The organism is Bacillus sp. ISL-7 (genome assembly GCF_018613065.1).
In genome coordinates this window covers 46,545-64,083 of sequence record NZ_JAGGQW010000044.1, presented here as the reverse complement: position 1 = coordinate 64,083, position 17,539 = coordinate 46,545, and the positions used below count along the sequence as shown (strand labels likewise).

General features: G+C 36.9%; 18 protein-coding genes. 6 read left to right on the top strand and 12 right to left on the bottom strand.

Translation table 11 applies throughout. The features are described from left to right. Window positions 1-186 precede the first annotated feature (186 nt). Window positions 187-1,041 carry a GIY-YIG nuclease family protein gene (locus J7E66_RS17955; RefSeq protein ID WP_308162538.1) on the bottom strand — a complete coding sequence of 285 codons (855 nt, stop codon included), beginning with the start codon at window positions 1,039-1,041 and terminating at the stop codon, window positions 187-189. A gap of 730 nt (window positions 1,042-1,771) precedes the next feature. On the opposite strand from J7E66_RS17955, the gene J7E66_RS17950 reads away from it, so the two are divergent. Continuing rightward, the gene (locus J7E66_RS17950) at window positions 1,772-2,995 is read left to right on the top strand and encodes an IS110 family RNA-guided transposase (protein WP_215002322.1); all 1,224 of its coding nucleotides are present in this window, start codon (window positions 1,772-1,774) and stop codon (window positions 2,993-2,995) included. Window positions 2,996-3,271: 276 nt separating this feature from the next. Here J7E66_RS17950 and J7E66_RS17945 read toward each other — a convergent pair whose 3' ends face one another. Then, on the bottom strand, window positions 3,272-3,493 hold the full coding sequence (locus J7E66_RS17945) for a hypothetical protein (protein ID WP_215002320.1): 222 nt from the start codon (window positions 3,491-3,493) through the stop codon (window positions 3,272-3,274). Window positions 3,494-3,634: 141 nt separating this feature from the next. On the opposite strand from J7E66_RS17945, the gene J7E66_RS17940 reads away from it, so the two are divergent. Beyond that, window positions 3,635-4,282 carry a hypothetical protein gene (locus J7E66_RS17940; protein WP_215002318.1) on the top strand — a complete coding sequence of 216 codons (648 nt, stop codon included), beginning with the start codon at window positions 3,635-3,637 and terminating at the stop codon, window positions 4,280-4,282. Window positions 4,283-4,758: 476 nt separating this feature from the next. Next, the gene (locus J7E66_RS17935) at window positions 4,759-5,763 is read left to right on the top strand and encodes a DUF3231 family protein (RefSeq protein WP_215002316.1); all 1,005 of its coding nucleotides are present in this window, start codon (window positions 4,759-4,761) and stop codon (window positions 5,761-5,763) included. A gap of 549 nt (window positions 5,764-6,312) precedes the next feature. On the opposite strand, the gene J7E66_RS17930 is transcribed toward J7E66_RS17935, so the two are convergent. After that, complete coding sequence (locus tag J7E66_RS17930) at window positions 6,313-6,501, bottom strand: hypothetical protein (RefSeq protein WP_215002314.1); 189 nt, start codon at window positions 6,499-6,501, stop codon at window positions 6,313-6,315. 22 nt (window positions 6,502-6,523) lie between these two features. Here J7E66_RS17930 and J7E66_RS17925 point away from each other — a divergent pair, with 22 nt between their 5' ends. Next, window positions 6,524-6,757, top strand: coding sequence for a hypothetical protein (locus tag J7E66_RS17925; protein WP_215002312.1), 234 nt, complete (start codon window positions 6,524-6,526; stop codon window positions 6,755-6,757). Between the two features lie 329 nt (window positions 6,758-7,086). On the opposite strand, the gene J7E66_RS17920 is transcribed toward J7E66_RS17925, so the two are convergent. After that, entirely contained in the window at window positions 7,087-8,799 is a 1,713-nt protein-coding gene (locus J7E66_RS17920; RefSeq protein WP_308160465.1) for a GMC family oxidoreductase, read from the bottom strand. Between the two features lie 250 nt (window positions 8,800-9,049). After that, window positions 9,050-9,664, bottom strand: a complete 615-nt coding sequence (locus tag J7E66_RS17915; protein ID WP_215002310.1) for a recombinase family protein — start codon at window positions 9,662-9,664, stop codon at window positions 9,050-9,052. Between the two features lie 547 nt (window positions 9,665-10,211). Between J7E66_RS17915 and J7E66_RS17910 the strand changes: the two genes are divergently transcribed. Then, complete coding sequence (locus tag J7E66_RS17910) at window positions 10,212-11,231, top strand: DUF3231 family protein (RefSeq protein ID WP_215002308.1); 1,020 nt, start codon at window positions 10,212-10,214, stop codon at window positions 11,229-11,231. 732 nt (window positions 11,232-11,963) lie between these two features. On the opposite strand, the gene J7E66_RS17905 is transcribed toward J7E66_RS17910, so the two are convergent. The 4 genes from J7E66_RS17905 to J7E66_RS17890 all read right to left on the bottom strand — a co-directional run bounded on the left by J7E66_RS17905 (window position 11,964) and on the right by J7E66_RS17890 (window position 14,724). Next, window positions 11,964-12,215 (bottom strand): hypothetical protein, encoded by a 252-nt coding sequence (locus J7E66_RS17905; protein WP_215002306.1) that lies wholly within the window; start codon window positions 12,213-12,215, stop codon window positions 11,964-11,966. Window positions 12,216-12,359: 144 nt separating this feature from the next. Beyond that, entirely contained in the window at window positions 12,360-13,613 is a 1,254-nt protein-coding gene (locus J7E66_RS17900; protein ID WP_215002304.1) for a DEAD/DEAH box helicase family protein, read from the bottom strand. A gap of 83 nt (window positions 13,614-13,696) precedes the next feature. Next, window positions 13,697-14,440, bottom strand: coding sequence for a phage antirepressor (locus J7E66_RS17895; RefSeq protein ID WP_215002302.1), 744 nt, complete (start codon window positions 14,438-14,440; stop codon window positions 13,697-13,699). Between the two features lie 62 nt (window positions 14,441-14,502). After that, complete coding sequence (locus J7E66_RS17890; RefSeq protein WP_215002300.1) at window positions 14,503-14,724, bottom strand: helix-turn-helix transcriptional regulator; 222 nt, start codon at window positions 14,722-14,724, stop codon at window positions 14,503-14,505. Window positions 14,725-15,253: 529 nt separating this feature from the next. On the opposite strand from J7E66_RS17890, the gene J7E66_RS17885 reads away from it, so the two are divergent. Beyond that, entirely contained in the window at window positions 15,254-15,424 is a 171-nt protein-coding gene (locus J7E66_RS17885) for a hypothetical protein (RefSeq protein ID WP_215002298.1), read from the top strand. A 118-nt stretch (window positions 15,425-15,542) separates the two neighbouring features. On the opposite strand, the gene J7E66_RS17880 is transcribed toward J7E66_RS17885, so the two are convergent. From J7E66_RS17880 to J7E66_RS17870, 3 genes are all read right to left on the bottom strand, one after another. Then, on the bottom strand, window positions 15,543-16,376 hold the full coding sequence (locus J7E66_RS17880) for an HNH endonuclease (protein WP_215002295.1): 834 nt from the start codon (window positions 16,374-16,376) through the stop codon (window positions 15,543-15,545). Window positions 16,377-16,453: 77 nt separating this feature from the next. Beyond that, window positions 16,454-16,792 carry a YolD-like family protein gene (locus J7E66_RS17875; RefSeq protein WP_215002293.1) on the bottom strand — a complete coding sequence of 113 codons (339 nt, stop codon included), beginning with the start codon at window positions 16,790-16,792 and terminating at the stop codon, window positions 16,454-16,456. 279 nt (window positions 16,793-17,071) lie between these two features. Further along, on the bottom strand, window positions 17,072-17,527 hold the full coding sequence (locus J7E66_RS17870; protein WP_215002291.1) for a hypothetical protein: 456 nt from the start codon (window positions 17,525-17,527) through the stop codon (window positions 17,072-17,074). Between the last annotated feature and the right edge of the window lie 12 nt (window positions 17,528-17,539).

Sequence of the window (17,539 nt, the reverse complement as noted above, 5' to 3'; positions counted from 1 at the left end):
TTAAAGGAAGCAAGTCTTCCGTGAACCTCGCCAGTTTATATTATTTGTTATCTTCTTCTCGTATTTCGCAATATTCCCTCGTGAGCTGTAAATTTGAAATGTACGTTAGTTATTTAAATAGTGACCAAAGGAAAAAGATCGTCATTTTGAGGACCTTTCTTTCTTAAACTTAAGCACCAAACACATTTAATTCAAATTCAGTCCGTTTTTACGGCTTCCTAACTTCTTTTTATAGAGCTCTTCTCGTGCCAATACTTCTTTAGCTGTAAGTGAGAGAGGAAGCGTTTCTAATAATGTGAATTGAAGCATCTTTGCATGCATTGGATTGGCGACAATCAGTTTTTTCAATTCTACGTTCCCACCATCTGCACTTTTCGCATATGTCTTAAATCGACCAAGGAGACCTTCTTTACCCGAGGCCGAGCCGATATATTGTTTTCCGCTCGTTGTGTCGACGATTAAATAAATCCCTGCAACAGCAGAAAGCATTTTATGCCAGTCCTTATGGGCATCCGGATTCTCAATGATTTTTTTCAACTGGTCATGGGTCAGGATAAAATTTAAATAACCGGGAAAGTGGAAAACGTATCCCTTCGGTAAAAGCTGTACCACTTCTTTTTCCCGTTTATCCAGCCACTGTATCCAATTGATGGCTCCCCCGCTCCAATTAATAACTAATCGGTCCTTTAGATCTTCGAACCCAGGCATTTCTTCTAGCTCATAATAATAGTTCCTGGTAGGTTTATAGATATCATGGTAGATAAAATTATGAGACAAAGGAACTTCGGAAGCCTTTTTAATAGATTTAACTTTGTAGACACCGATAAAAATCGCTTGGTTGTTGTCTGTACCAAGAAACGAGATTAGATACTCACAGCCATGAAAATCCGGATCTTGCTGGTAACTTTGGTAAATCTCGAATTGACCGATTTGATAGAGGTGTCGTAGATCATATCCCCTTTTTTCATCTTTATGACGTGCTACTTTTATCTTTTTGCTAGTGTCTAAACCATAGAATTGCATCAAATTTCTTAGGTCCACCCTCGTTCACCTCTTGAACAGTCATAAATATAAATACATACTTATTTTATTTTCTATATCTTTAAGTAAAATTCCTTCCTTTACTATAACGCTACCCTCAATTGAATCGATTGAATTAAGCAGTTTGAAACTCGTCAACGTTCGAGATTCCACGTCCATGTTCGTCTATAACCAGGCACATGTTAATATTGCACACCCTTCTCATTTGTGATCCGGTACCCCCATTACGCTATTGATTCATTCTATATACGTTCCTATTGCGGTTATCATACGTTTGACTACGTAATCTAACGTTTTGTCTATGTACTATTGTCTTACCTGCCTCATGGCATAAATATGAGTCAATCACTCACTGGTGGATAAAACACGTTTCCCGATTCGTGTCATAGCTTTTCTTAGCTTTTGATAAGAGTAAACTAGCAAAAAATGACCGTCTTTGACGATCATCGTTAGTTAAAGTAAAGCACCCGATAGCCATCCATGCAGCGGAAAAATCATCGCTACACCACAGAGAATGAAAATATATTAGAACCGTCAATACTGATTCTACGGCTGGGAGAGGAAGGTCGATGAACTATGGTGCGTTAGAGCCCATCCGTTAGTCTGACTCCAACGACCACGGTGCACCACAGACTGTCGCTCCCTTACGGGAAGCACTCATAGTAGATTAATCCTATTCTGGTTGTTGCACCAGCCTCTAAAAATAGTAGCCGTGGAAAGGAAAATTTCAATGGATGTAATCATTGAAAGAGCATGTGGAATGGATGTCCATAAGGACAATATTACTGCATGTATTATGACAACTGAAGGAAAGGAGATTAAAACTTTTTCGACTAAAACAGTATTTTTACTACAATTAATTGATTGGATTAAGGAACATAAATGTACCCATGTGGCTATGGAAAGCACAAGTGTATATTGGAAACCCATCGTTAACCTACTTGAAGCTAAAGGAATTGAGTTTTTAGTAGTGAATGCCCAGCATATGAAGGCACTCCCTGGTCGCAAGACCGACGTTAAGGATGCAGAGTGGATTGCTCAGCTTCTTCGGCACGGACTACTAAAACCCAGTTATATTCCAAACCGAAACCAACGAGAGTTACGAGAACTTGTGCGTTATCGTCGGAGTATTATTGAAGAACGGGCAAGACAAATCAATCGAATCCAAAAGGTGTTGGAAGGTGCTAACATCAAACTAGGATCGGTTGTTTCTGACATTATGGGGGTTTCAGCAAAAGATATGCTTAATTCAATCGCAGATGGTGAAGATGATCCTGAGAAACTAGCAAACTTAGCTAGACGTACACTGAAAAAGAAGAAAGAAGAACTTGAGCTGGCTCTTAATGGTTATATTAATCCTCATCAACGTCTGATGTTAAAAACCATTTTAAAACACATTGATTTCCTTACCGAGCAAATTGAAATGTTGGATCAAGAAGTAGCCCAAAGATTAAGTTCTTATCAAGAAGATGTAGAACGACTTGATTCCATCCCTGGTATCGCTACACGAATGGCGGAACAAATGATGGCTGAATTAGGAAACAATATTAAAGAACAATTTCCATCTGCAGCTCATATGTGTTCGTGGGCGGGCCTAGTTCCTGGTCATAACGAAAGTGCCGGAAAAAGGAAATCTTCTAAAACCAAAAAAGGAAATAAATATTTAAAATCTTCATTAATAGAAGCAGCTCATTCAGTTAAAGCATCAAAAAACTATCTCGGAGCACTGTATAGGCTTACAGCATCACGAAAAGGGAAGAAAAAAGCTGGAATAGTAGTAGCCCATGCGATGTTAAGAATCGCTTATTATCTATTAACCCGTAAAGAAATGTATGTAGATTTAGGCGAAGACTACTTCGATAAACAAAGACAGCAATCTATTGTTCGACATTCCTTAAGAAGACTTGAAAGTTTTGGTTATATCGTATCAATTAAAGAACCAGAAGCATCCTAATCCAACTCATTTTAACAATAGATCAATAAACTGTAGCTCTCTTCCTTTTTTAAAAAATGAATGAGCTGCTTCTTCTTAAGTATTGCCTTTTTTCCGATGTTACAGAAGTAAATTTTCATAGTAGTTTAAGTACAATCCTTCACAATCTCATATTTATATCAACAAAACCCTGGAACAGGGAGCCCCGGGACGGGTGCTTGGGCTTCAATGAGGTCCCTGGAGAACAACCTCCTCCATTTCGGGTGTTGTATCTGGGCCATCTATATAAAGGTCTCATTAAACCATTTGAACAAGGCCAAATACAATCCAAAACACAGTAATAGTAATTACTTTCCATGTAGATTTCCTGCTTTCAATACCTATCCCTAAGCAAAGCAGTGTAAATAAGATAAAGCCAATCACTCTAAATTGTCCTTCAAATGGTCCTGCCGAATTTAACATAAGAACGACTATTGAAATAATAGCGAATATCGTAAATAGTTTTTTGGTTGTATTCATAAGGCTTTCCTCCTAGGTCTGTTATATTTCTCCTATTTTGTATATTCTCTACTGTTATTATAGCAATATTTTGAAAATAGAGATATACTACAGAAGTAACAATATTTTACATAAATAAACAAAATAGGGGGAATGAGGAAAGTGAAAATCAAGAATCTTGTCATGTCGTGCGCTTTGTGTGTTTCCTTGGTAGCTGTGCCTTTTAGCACGTATGCAGCAACAACAGGGCCAAGTATTACACAACCGCCGGAAGAGCCAACGGTAACCACCACAACCGAACCTGTTACAGAACAAGATGCCGCACTTATGGATGTAACGACGAATGAAGAACCTGGTGTTGATAATTCCGTTGTTGTAACAGAGTACGATGTAGTTACTGGGGAAGTTGATTCACAAACTACATATAATGAAGGTACGATGACAGAGGTAACCAATCCTGGTGATGGGCCTAGCTACATTGCCATTGGCGAATCAGAAATGGGATACACGTTAATCGATTCTTTTACTGGTACATCTGCTGTAATTGATACAATGGCGGAGTGGGTTTACCAATTTGGAGCCGCTGTTATCCCTGCTATGATCAGCAAAAATCCTTGGGCAGCCGGAGCAGGTTCCGCCACTTACAATACTTTCTTAAAGCCTCCTACCACGAAGTATTATAAGACGTGGGTTTATCAAGCAAGAGATTCTTACTATTACTATGGAAAACACGTTTCGAAACAGTATTCGGATTCTGCTAGAACGAAGCTGGTAAAAACCATGTCTTTTGTTTCTAGGATTCCTAGATAATAAAAACGGGCTCGTCATTTTGACGGGCTTTTTTAATTGTATAAAAGTAGTAATTGACATATGGGGGTGTAAATGGTTTAGATACTTTTGTAAGTTACCTCGCATAAGTTTATTTTCACACCTCCCATGAATTAAAAATTGCTTAAGCCAAGTTAACACTTCTAATTTACCATTGTTTTCTCTCCTCCATAAAGAAGGCATAAAAATGCTTCCGATAGCTTTTCTTCCCCCATGTTAGCGTTCCTCTCTTTGTTGTTGTTGTTAAACTAAAGCACCCGTTTGTTTAAGTGTAATTCTTCACAATCTTTAAATTATTTTAAGTAAAGTAAAATTATTCTTGGAAAAATCGCAAGTGAAAAATCGGCTAATTATTCTAAATTAAACTTTACATCTAATCTTAAAACTGGTCATCTTTTTATAAATCAGAAATTCATATCTCTTGGTAAATTGGTAAATAATATCCAAGAGGTGGCAGAATGGAAAAGGATAAATTAAAACTCACATCTTCCGAAATAGGAACTTTGTGGGGAGAGTATGTAAATGGAACAGCTGTTGATATTGTAAATAGATATATGATTTCTATTATTGAGGACGAGTCAATAAAAGCAATTTTTAAGGATGCTATCAAGACTTTCGAAAAGCAAAAGCAACAAATGGTTGCTTTTTTGGAGAACGAGAAATTTCCTATTCCCATTGGATTTACGGAATCCGACCTTTTTAAAGGTAAACCGAGATTGTTCACTGATATTTTTTGCTTAAATTATTTACACATTATGACTTTACACGGTTTGCTAGGACACTCCACTTCATTTGCTGTTTCTGTCAGAGAGGACTTAAGGTTTTTTTACGACTCGTGCGATAACGATGGGAAAAGGATGTATCATCAAACAATTGATTTATTGCTTGAAAAAGGAAGTTTTCAGAGAGACCCTTTATTTTATCCTGCTGAAAACCCTGAATATGTTTCCAGCCAAGATTTCACAGATGGATTTTTCGGAAAGGGTAGAACGTTAGCAGCGACAGAAATCATAAGTATTTCTTTCAACCTAAAGAAAAGTATTATGGCAAAAACTCTTGCAATTGCATTTAGTCAAGTCACACAAACAAAAGAAGGAAGAAAATTTTTCGAGTATGCTGAAAAAATAGCTAATCAACAAATAAAAGATTTTTCAAAAATTATGCAAACGGATAATTTACCAGTTCCTAAGTCGTGGGAGACTGAAGTTACAACTTCAACAGACTCTCCTTTTTCCGATAAGTTAATGTTGTATCATACTGGTTTCTTATTCCAAGCTGCACAAGCGTATCACGGGGTAGGTTTAGCATCTGCAATGCGAACAGACCTTGTATCTACTTACGAAAGCACCATTCTACAAAATCTTATGCTTACTAAAAAGTGGTTTAATATTATGGTGCAAAATAAATGGTTAGAACAACCTCCACTTGCACCTAATAGAACAGAAATTGCAAAAGAAAAATAAATTAAATGCCCTTCCCAATCGGTCGGGCATTTTAATTTTAAAAAAAATCATTCTTCCACTAAACTGCTCCATTAGTTTAAGTACATTATTTCACAATGCTCGTATAATATCTGCCTTTTGTGAGGAGGACAACGATATAAAAAAGCCGATTTCCTTAGTTAAGTAATCGACTTTCTACTTTTCTATCTACATTAAATTATCAATCCAGTGTACTATTTTTTTAGCATTTAATCTGATATTATCAGCGTGATAACAGTATTACTTATATGATTAAACTACCTCGTTTGTTTAACACCACCCCCGAGATTTCTGATTCCGAAAAAATTTTTTTTATCGATTTGGCTATTTCAGCCGACTGATTTTATGGAAACAGGGGTATCTTTCCTGTCCATCTCGTCAAGGATTCGAGATTTGACCTGCATATGTACGTTACACTAGGCATAGTTCGATATGGCATCCGGGCTTTGTTCGTGATAGGGTAGCCCTCCTTGTCCCCCAAAAAAAGACCGCTCTGTACGCTAGAAACGGTCTAACCTGCTTATTCAAATGTTAGCTGCTGCTTTCATCATGGTGGTGATGATGGTGATCGTCATGTACTACAACAAAGTCTTCATGACGGAAGAACATTGTCGGTTCTGAGACATCCAGTGAACTGCCATCCGATGAGAAACCGCCTTTGACGCTGACTTCAATGAGATCACCTGATTCTTCAACATCTCCGCTAACAGTTACGATCAAAGTACGTGGGTCGCCTGCTACTGTGGCAGTGGTGTCTGTGATCGGAATAGGAGTGAATACCGGTACAGCAAACCCCGCAGCTGTGTTCGGAGTTAACCTGAAGGGAGATGGTGGAGCCAGCACCAATATAGGAGACGGAGGAGCAGCCGGACCCGGTGGAAAAATAACTTGGTCGATTCGTACTGTGGCTGTGAGAGTCCGATTTGTCTGGTTACTTAGCGTCACGATCACGATATTGCAGGGACTAGGTGGATGATGGGTAAAGATAGGAATAAGAAAAGGTCCCGTACGTAGAGTCGCTATAAAAACCACATCCTTTCGAAAAAAATAGTCTTCAATCTTTATAGTAAATGCAAAAGGTAATCTAATTGAAAGGGACAAATTATGGAGTCAGTCTGTCCAATTATAGGGGTTACTTTTATGTTCCTGAACTTTCGGGATTCGGAGTTTTCGTCTCCATGTGTGCGTTACGTGAGGCAAGTGGCGATATGGCATGGGGGCTTTGTTTGTGATGGGGTGGCACCCTTGTCCAAAATGAAAGACCGCTCTAAAAAGTAGAAACGATCTTTCCGTGTAGTTCAAATATTAGCTGCTGCTTTCATCGCTACTACTTTCATGGTGGTGGTCATTTTCAAAATCCAGAATAAATCGTACTGCATTTAATCCAATCATCTGAACAGCCAAGGAAGGATTACCATCTGGTAAAACAGGAGCAATAGAAAGATCAGCCACTTTTAGATTTTTAGTACCAAAAACATTTAGGAAACCATCTACTACTCCTTCTTGAATGCTTCTACCCATTTTACATTGTCCCCCAAAATGAGCTAGATTCGTATAAGATGCCTTGACATAATCAGCAAGCAGGCTTCTTTTTTCTTCCTCATTAGTTAAATGAAATATACTTTCGGCAGGGTAAACAACTTTATAAATACCTTCAGGATCTAATTCACGAGCCTTCATTATAATTTTAAAAGTCTCAATATATTGGTCTACCATAAAATTTAAATCATCAGGATTTTCTAATGGATTAAACTTAATAGAAGGATAAGCTTCTGGATCACTATGTGCGACCGTTATCTTTCCTTTACTATTAGGGTTTAGGTCGGTAATCGCAATACTCATAATATTGCTTGGTTTTGATGGGTTAAATTGCCAATTATTTATAAATACATCTTGAATTGGTACAAACAAGGGAATTGGAACACCTAAATATTGAAGTCGACGTCCTGGCCCTCTTTCCTTATTAAAAGCACCTAGTGCGATTGGCTCATTTGGGTCAGAAGACAAGACTTGGAGGAGTCGGCCAGTTTCTACTTCTATACCCATCCCAGCATAATATTGAGTTTGAAAATTATGACCAACATTCGGACTCTCTACCAATGTAGATATACCCGCTTTAGTCAAGTCGATCGATCTACCAATTCCTGAACGTTGTAAAATAACGGATGAGAAATTACCTGCAGAGACAATGATTCCTTTCCGAGCATATGAATTTTGTGTAATGCCGTCTCTTACATATTCAACCCCAACAGCAATGGTATCCCTTTCCTTTTGTTTAAATAGTATTTTATTTACGGTCGTTTTTGCTAAAATGACTAACTTTCTCCGACCAATCCCAAACTCATCAGGGTCAAACTCATTTCCTTGTGTGACAATATTTGCATTTAAATATCCTGTTGCAGTAGATGAACGGACAAATGTTCCATCAACCTTTTGTTGGGTAAGTTGAAATTTGAAAAATGTACAATCTCTTATTCCTGTATTATAATCTTCGACAATTGGAATATCTAGCACATCAGACGTTGCTTTAGCTAAATTATAGATAAGGCCATCATTCGGAATAACTTGTTGCCTAACGAAAATTGGACCATCTTTTCCACGTTCGTTTGGGCTTTGCGTATTTCCTGTGTAGGTTTCATTTTGTTTAAATAAGGAACGAATATTATCATAACTCCATTGATTTCCTACAAGACTTGCCCACTCATCATAAAGGTTACGACTTCCTCGTACTGCACCCATGAAGTTATGTTGTGAACTTCCACCAATTACTCTTCCACTCCATAATTTAAGCTGACGACCTATATTCTCCTCTATTTGAGAAAGAGCGTTAAAGGAGAGTTTATTATCATTTGCTAAAGCGTTTGCTTCCTCAATAGATGGACTAGGATTAGGGATATTCGTTCCCGCTTCAAGAACAAGCACAGAGGTCCTTTTGTCATCAGTTAATTTTTTGGCAATTACACCTCCAGCCGTTCCGGCACCAATTACTATATAATCAAAAATTGTTTTTTTCACTATTTCATTCCTTTCAAATAGAAATATACTTATAAATTTAGTAAATGCAAAAAACATTCTATTTGATATGGACAAGTTCTATAGTTAATCAGTACATTTTTATTGTTCCTTTTGCATGATTAAGAGTTTTAGATTCAGATTTTTCGTTTCCATGTCTACGTTACACGAGGCATACAGCATTATTATATGTGCTTGATTTTGTGATAGGGTAGCCCCTGTATTGAACGTAATAAACAAACAAAAAGCGAACCATCTATAGGCTCGCCCGTTGCTCCTCGTATTCCTTAACTAATTTATAAAATGTTGTTCGCTTCATGTCCGCTCTTTTCATTGCTTCTGTTGCAGTAATACTCTCTTCTTTCCACTCATTATAGACCATAATGAATTCATCAGTTATTTCAGCTTTAGGTCGGCCAAAGCGTATACCATCTTTTTGAGCTACATTAATCCCTTCTCTTTGACGCTTCCTGATCCGTTCTCTTTCGTCTTCAGCTAACCACGAAAGTATCTGTAGTACAAGGTCGGAAATAAACGTTCCTAGGCTATCCTGGAACTTGGTAGTGTCTAGTAAAGGCATATCCAAAACAACGATATCCGCTTTCTTGTTCTTAGTAATGTCTGTCCATTCATGTAAAATTTCTTCCTTGTTACGTCCAAATCGGTCTAACGAATGAATGTATAATACATCACCAGCTCTTAAATGATGCTTTAAAGACTGATACTGTTCCCGTTTGAAATCTTTCCCACTCTGCTTATCGATAAAAATGTCCCTGTCGCTTATGCCGACTTCTTTCATAGACTGCAGCTGACGTGCCTCGTTCTGATCTCGACTGCTAACACGAATGTATCCGAATTTACGATTATCCATATTTCCATACTCCTCTCGATCACTGATGTAATTGTTTCCAGTATATCGAAGGTGTTCGTAAATGTATAGTTAATAAACGAATATTCATAAAGTATTTTTTACACTTTTACGAACAATGTTGCAAACAGTAGAATGCGAGTTTGACGGATGTGATCGGAGTGTTCGTAAATGTATACCTAAACGAATATATTTAATTACCTTTTATGCCGATAGCAGGTCAAGATGAAGAATTAAAATCTTTTTAGAAGTTATATTCGGCGTTAAACCACCTGATTACGTCAAAGAGTTAATGCTTTTTGCGTTGTATCTTACGCAAAATTAGAAAATCACAATGTACAATTCAAAAATGCACTTAATAGATACGAATAAATTTCCAAGCGGTAGTTTACAGTAGGTAAATATTCGATGGACGGATGACTTGCGGATTGGTCGTCTTATTTGCATTTTATGACTGGATGACCACACTATCAAGGTCATCTTAGGCTACATAAAAACAAGTTTATTCGGAAAGATTATACCAATATATATTTTTGAAGGAGTTCAGAATATGACTGAAAACCGTATTAGCCTAACATCATCAGAAATCGCTTGTACTTGGACTGGCTATATGAACGATAGTATGGCTAAGTGCATTCTTGGATATTTTCTAGTACATGTTAAAGACTCAGATATAAGGCCTATTATACAGTTTGCATATGACCTTACAGTTTCTCATATAGAAAAACTAACTCATCTTTTCGAAGAAGAAGATTTGCCATTACCAACAGGATTTACTAACGAAGATGTCAATTTAAATGCTCCTCCCCTATATACTGATTCATTTATGCTGACTTACATAAACCACATGGCAAAGGTTGGGTTACTTGCTTATAGTGGACTCGTTTCCATGAGTGCAAGAAAAGATGTAAGGGGTTATTTTATGGAAGGACTAAAAGAAACGTCCGATTTATTCGACAGAAGTTCAGATGTCGCACTTTCTAAAGGATTGTTTGTAAGAGCACCGTATATTGCATACCCAACAAAGACTGATTACGTAGATAGCAGAAGTTATTTAAGTGGTTTTTCTCTTTTCAGTAAGCAACGCCCTTTAAATACAGTTGAAATATCTCATCTTTATATGAACATTCAAACCAATCTAATAGGTAGTCATCTTTCTATTAGTTTTGCTCAAACATCACCGAGAAAAAATATACAAAAGTGGATGTTAAGAGGTAACGATATTTCAAAAAAGCATGTGCAGATTTTTTCTGCAGCTCTACTCGACAATGATATACAACCACCAATTTCATCAGATGTTGCTATAACAAATTCAACTACACCGCCATTCTCAGACAAATTAGCCATGTCTCATATGGCATTGTTAAGTGCGACTGGTTCAGGAAATTACGCAACTGGAGCGGCGGCAAGTCAAAGAACAGACCTTTTTCTAAATTATGAACGCTTATCGCTAGAAGTCGCTCAGTATGCTAAGGATGGAGTTAACATCTTGATTGATAACAAATGGCTAGAACAACCACCTGGAACTACCGATAAACAAAAACTATCCCAAACAAAAGACACCGAATAATTAAAGTTTATGGCTGTTACTTCAATAAGGGTGTCGCCTTTTCTTATTTAGGGATACGACAATTTAGTCTAGTTACTGTCACTGGATTTCTGGTAGGTATTGATTAACGTCATATCCTTCAGCGTATTAAAGCACGGTAGATATCTCGAAACCCAGTTTTAACAACGCTTTATCGTAATAAAGTAAGTTAAGTCGCCTCCTCGAAGTTTTCCGAAAAGTGACGGTTTCAATGTCATATTGTCAAGCAAATTCACTTTACAAATCGATTAAAAATACCTTCCAAACGCTTGGTACATCAAGGTTGTTGAACAGCTAATCCGTAAACCCCGAGGTTTCCAGGAACGCCATTTTCGGTCAAGCTGCATCAAGTGTATTTCTATAAATCGATGGAAGCCGCCACTGAGTCGGATCAGATGCTAATCAAAAATCCTGTACAATAATTTTACTTTTTGGCTTAACATTTAATCGTAAGACGTCTTAAACTTCGCTGACGCTCAGTTGAATCCTGCTTAGGCAGTCTTCTATTAAAACTACACCGTCAGTATTTTATAGATGTTACTGAAGCTAATATGCTTTAGTTACATCACCGAGCCGTCAGGCGAAGGTTATTACGTCATATACTTTCTTTTAAGACCAACACGCCTTGAACCCTTGATACGACTGGGTTTTCAGACGATTTTAGCATGGTCCTCTTGCTAGATTAGTAGATGCACATCCCGTAAGTCATACCGTCTAAATACCGAATTGTGAATCGTACTCTTCGACACCCAACGAGATTATGTACTCTGTTGCTTTATCTACATCGTCAAATTCTATAACTGGTTTCGATAAGTCTGGCTTAAAACACCACTTGCCGTTTTTATAGCTAAAAAAAATGTCCATAACACTATGCTCGTCCAAACCTAGTAGTTGATATACCGTTCCTTCTTTGCGTGAATCCAATAATCTTTTCCGCCACCTGTGATGCGCTAAATCAACGATCATTTTTACGCCCTCCTTCTTTGTTTCTTATTTCGTTTCGATTCTGCAAATCTACGGTTGTTACTTTATTTATACCTTACAAATTACTAGTTGCATACAAAAAAATAAACCCAGGCAAAACGCCCAGGTTATAAAGTATCATCTGTTTTAGATTTCGTTATTTAACCACTTCTTCAGTAATTCACGCATTCTACGACTTGGTATATAGATATGGACGGGTTTACCCTCTCTTACGGCAGATCGGAATATCCACTGTAATAAATCGGATAAAGCTAATAAGTCTTCATCGACTTTAACATTGTGCTGTTCAAAAAAATGTTCCTCAATTGGATGTATAAATCGATTTAAACAAAATGCCAATACGTCCTTATGTCTATATTTGTTGGTAGCACGCAAATTAAACGGAATAAAACAGGCTTGTCCAACGTCCACTTTAGAGGTATTTTCAGGCTCTTCTTTCCTAAAGCCGTTCCCTTCTATTTTTCTCTTATAATCTTTGAACGTTGTCCAAAGTATCTTATCGGCAGGAGCCTTATGGATATTCCTTAAAAAATTGTACAGATTGTTCTTTAAGCACTTCACATTTACTTTGTTGTGGTTATTTATAAACCAACTTTTTGACAATGTGTTATCAATATGACCAATTTCATTCAAATTTCCTTCATATATATGAATGAGGTTCTTTAAGTACGATCGGTCTTCCGGAACATCGGATGATGGCCCCAGCTCGTATCTATTTTTTTCTTTAACAACCAAATAATAATCGTACTGAACATTGTGTAAGTCGTAATAATACTTTTGCAATTGCCCGTCGAACATATAGGTCATAATATAAACCCTATCAAACAGATTAAAAATCTTGGCCGGAAAGTTCCAAACAAATGCAATGTTGTTTACTAGGTACAAGTTCCCTGCAATAGCATAATCTCGAACAATGCTAAACGTTGTGTCAAACTTTGGGTGTTCTTTCCAAGTAACTCTGCCGCTTTCATCAACCTCTATCGCTCCACCATTCAGCATCATTTGTATATCGCCCTTTCGAACAGGTATCTGACAAATAACCGACATGACTTCATCCATAATTAATGTGTAATTAGACCAACTTAGTAATTCAATTAATTCGTCGTCTGCCATAGCAAATAAGGCGTGTGTCGTTACTATGTCCTCACCCTTCGATATTAGTCTTTTTAACGACTCCAGTTTTGTTCCTGATCCGTGCTTGGCATCAGGTTCTTTGAAGTCCCTATTATGGACTTCTTTTTTAATACGTTGGACCTCGTCAAGGAACGGTGTTACAAAAATAAACTTTTCGTTAATTTCCGCCTCCTTCATCATCTGAATGGCGTAACTGGTCTTACCCGTCCCCATCATACTATCGATCACCTTAACAATTTTACTCATTATTTCTTCCTCCAGAATTTAATATATTAATTGCTAAAAAAAGGAGACTGCCGTAATGACAATCTCATCATGGTTTTTTCCCCTTAAGCAATCAATCCATAACGATTTAAAATCTTAAATAAAAAGTCAACTCCCGCAGCTGTTACTCTTGTTTGACGGACATTAGCGGGGTAAGGCATATCATTTCTTTTTAAGATTACCTTAAAGTAACCTTTGTCTAGATATTCCTGTGCAGGGGCATTGTATGGAGATTTAAGAAGAATACCTTCTCTCCTTAAAATCTCATACAGCTTAATTCCGCTCATACCTAAACATTTACCTGCCTCAGTTATGGTCATTGTATTCAATCCACTTAGGAACGAATCATATGCCTCTACTTTTGGTGCTTGCAATGCTATCGTGTGATCGGCTAATATCCTTTTATTTCGTTCTTCTGCCAAGTTTGTCAATAAACCTAACATGTAATTTGGATCATCTAACGTTTTAGCTAGAACATTATCAGTGAAGTACGCACCGTGCTGGCGAATCGTTGGGATTACTTCGTGGGTAATCCATCGCTTGAAGGCTTTTGCTTCAGGCTTACGACTTTTTAAAATTAATGTATAAAGACCGGCTTCATTAATGATCGTGAGTTCTTGCTTTCCGCCAAGGGTGTCCATACTGTGTACTCCCTTTTCATCTTCATCTAGCAATGCAAGGGAAGTCCTTGGATTTTTAATATCCAATACAGTGGTAACGTCTTTTGCCACAAACCAAACCTCCCCATCAATAGCAACTGTTCTTATTTCATTTAATCCAAAATTTAAAATTGTTAGTTCGTTAGTCATTTTATATTCCTCCATAAATTAAATTTGTAATATTGATAGTAAACTTGAATTCTATGACTCCATTATTCAGCTATCACTGTCTGCAAATATTGAATGTCGATTAACACGGCATCCGTAATTCCAACAGCTCGTTTGAACTTCTTAGCGAATTCAGAAGTAACTCTGCTCGTTCCGTTCTCAACCGATGATACCGAACCAGCACTTACACCAATCCGTTGTGCTAATTCACCTTGTGTTAGGTTCAAATACGCCCTAACGATTCTGATTGTTGCAGATGTAACCATCGTTGCTCACCTCCTTTGTTGTTCTTCATACATTAAATCTGGTTCAAAATCGTTTTTGTAACGCCTTAAACAAAATTAATTTGAGAACTACTAGTAGTGCTCTAATTTTATTGGGGCTTTAGCCAACCTCCTTTGATGTTCTTCATACATTAAATCTGGTTCAAAATCCGTTTTGTAACGCCTTAAACAAAATTAATTTGAGAACTGCTATTACGACAATTTACTGAAACTGAAACTTTAACCACTCTTTTTTGTTGTTCTTCATATGTACAGTCCGGCCCATTCGGCCCATCGTAACGAAAAACTTAAAAATAAATAAAAAAAATGCGCCTACCGTTTGGTATACGCTTTTAGTTCCTTATGATATTTTAGTAGGCTATTGGCGATAGCGATTTTATAGCGAAAAAAAGTAATGAAAGGGTAGTTATTGTGCGTGGATTGACGAATTCACAAAACATACGTAATTGTACAGAGGTAACAGTAGACTGCAACCGAATTAATAAAGATAGAAGGGTGAGGCGATACGTTGATGAGTGGTAAAATTATACAAAGAGGAAAAATAACAGTTTTAACGTACAAAAGAACAGACGGTAAGTTTGAGGTGATTATATCCGATTACAAACAGAAGAGGACCGTAAAAAGACAGGGTGATACCGAAGAATCTGCGTTACTGAAAGCTACAACAGCAATTAAAATTTAGCGATATACAAAACGAAAAGCCCCGGTAATATACCTAGGCCCTTTTGTTTCACTTTATCAGCATTTACAGTTCTGGCTGGTTCATCAAATCTCCTTTAAGAAGAAATTATTCGGGGCAGTTAAGAACTAACTAAACTATTAATCTGTACGGGTTTTCTATTACTTATAATTCGTTCTTTTAATTGTCCTATCATCAAATACACGCCATTTTCCTTACGATGTAGCATCGCATGGCAGTTCGGACAAACCGGGATTAGATCATTTATTGGATCTACAATATAGTCCTGTTGAATTTCGTGTAGTGGTATTATGTGATGAACATGAATAAAATCTTTACCTACTTCTCCAAATGTATCTTCAAAATTTAGATCACAAATTTGACATTTGACCCCATAATGATCCATACATCGCTTCCGAGCAATAGGATTACGTTCATATATATTGACCATTACAGATTTGCGCATACCTTCTTCTAAAGTTTCAGGAACTTCTTCTGGATAATAACCATCTGTTAAATCCTTTTCAAAGAACGACATGACATAATCCCTAAGTTCCCCAGTAAGTTTCATGGGACCTTGAATATTTCCCTTCAAACCATATTCTCTTAATTTAGCAAGTGTTAATTCAGTAGTATCAACCTCATCTACTAAACGAATACGAGTATAATTCCATTCTTTCGATTGCTCAAATTTACTTTCATCAACCCAAAATGTTTTATTATGATAAGTATCATTAGTTCGTACGAGCCCTTGTATTACTTCAACTTTATATTGAACCTTTTGGATTTTACCTGAAACGTAAATAAATAAAATATCTCCATTTTCATAATTAACGGAGCGTTTCCAGTCTAACGTTTCATAACGAATAAATGCACTTGCTATGTCATATTCATTTGGATTAGCTGGTACTAACCAAACACGACGAGCATTTTTATGTTCTCTTTCTTCAGCCATTTATTTGCCTCCATATTGTGTTTTAATTTTATCCTTAATTTTACACTATTGAGATGATTTCAAGGGAACTTATTTGATTAACTGATAACAACCACTCCGACTACATCTTCGAATGCAATTCTTTCAAAATCTCCAGACTTTACCTTAACCCGAAGCTGCTTTGTTATCTGGTCGACGTAATGAATTCGACCAGTAATCTCATGCGTAAATCCGTCATCCCATACCGTTAGCTGTACTGCGCTATTAGATTCCATTGCGTAACATATCCGATCATCAAATTCCTGTACTTGATATTCATCTAATATCGGCATAGCCTGTCGTTCCTGATCCTTAAACATCTCACGTTGCATCTCGAACGCTAACGGTAAAAAGGACGCAGGCTGCCATTTTAATTTACCACGATCACGTACTGCCATTTCGGTCATCTCCTTCGTAATTATTATATACGAACAAACGTTCTAATTGTAAAAAAAATAAAAGACCACTTTTTCAGCAGTCTTTAACTTTCTTATTCAATTAAAGCCCCCTATAGTTTAAGTATATTATTTCACAATCTTTACCCTCATCATAAAATATTGTTGCGGAGCACCTTAAGTATTAGATAATACTAAAAATACAGTAATTTCGGGTCAAAATTTTGGCAAAAAGATTCCTACCCTCCTTTTAGGAAGGTCTCTCACTATAACTTTGTGTTTTCAACCAATTTTCATCATAATATGACGAACGATAAATCCGATTCCTAACCCTGGAATAAGAGACATCATTGGAAGCCAAATTGGACCAAATGGTATGCCAAAAATCTTATTAGGTGAGTACATAAGACCTATTGTTACAAAATAGGCTCCAAAAGCAAATGGGATAAACGATAAGCGAGGATTTTCCCCTTCCGCAAATTTATAAGCATCATACATGGCAAACATATAAACACAAGGGTAAAACATAAGCCATTGGTGTTCAACCACTCTTTCAGCTTCTTTTATTTTCCCAAGAAAACTAAACATAATAGCTTGGTTAAAAAAACTGTTCACATTAATGGTGAATTCCAAAACGATAAACATAATTCCTTTAATAAGGTGCCCATTTAAAAGCTGTCCAAAACCTGGAAAAGCAACGCTCCAAAGTATTGCTTCCAATTTAGTTGTCTTTTTCATTAATTATCAACC

Bases quoted from the DNA above. Each gene is read 5' to 3' on its own strand.
- J7E66_RS17950 (WP_215002322.1), top strand. From the start codon at position 1,772: ATGGATGTAATCATTGAAAGAGCATGTGGAATGGATGTCCATAAGGAC.
- J7E66_RS17945 (WP_215002320.1), bottom strand. From the start codon at position 3,493: ATGAATACAACCAAAAAACTATTTACGATATTCGCTATTATTTCAATA.
- J7E66_RS17935 (WP_215002316.1), top strand. From the start codon at position 4,759: ATGGAAAAGGATAAATTAAAACTCACATCTTCCGAAATAGGAACTTTG.
- J7E66_RS17915 (WP_215002310.1), bottom strand. From the start codon at position 9,664: ATGGATAATCGTAAATTCGGATACATTCGTGTTAGCAGTCGAGATCAG.
- J7E66_RS17910 (WP_215002308.1), top strand. From the start codon at position 10,212: ATGACTGAAAACCGTATTAGCCTAACATCATCAGAAATCGCTTGTACT.
- J7E66_RS17905 (WP_215002306.1), bottom strand. From the start codon at position 12,215: ATGATCGTTGATTTAGCGCATCACAGGTGGCGGAAAAGATTATTGGAT.
- J7E66_RS17900 (WP_215002304.1), bottom strand. From the start codon at position 13,613: ATGAGTAAAATTGTTAAGGTGATCGATAGTATGATGGGGACGGGTAAG.
- J7E66_RS17895 (WP_215002302.1), bottom strand. From the start codon at position 14,440: ATGACTAACGAACTAACAATTTTAAATTTTGGATTAAATGAAATAAGA.
- J7E66_RS17890 (WP_215002300.1), bottom strand. From the start codon at position 14,724: ATGGTTACATCTGCAACAATCAGAATCGTTAGGGCGTATTTGAACCTA.
- J7E66_RS17885 (WP_215002298.1), top strand. From the start codon at position 15,254: ATGAGTGGTAAAATTATACAAAGAGGAAAAATAACAGTTTTAACGTAC.
- J7E66_RS17880 (WP_215002295.1), bottom strand. From the start codon at position 16,376: ATGGCTGAAGAAAGAGAACATAAAAATGCTCGTCGTGTTTGGTTAGTA.
- J7E66_RS17875 (WP_215002293.1), bottom strand. From the start codon at position 16,792: ATGGCAGTACGTGATCGTGGTAAATTAAAATGGCAGCCTGCGTCCTTT.
- J7E66_RS17870 (WP_215002291.1), bottom strand. From the start codon at position 17,527: ATGAAAAAGACAACTAAATTGGAAGCAATACTTTGGAGCGTTGCTTTT.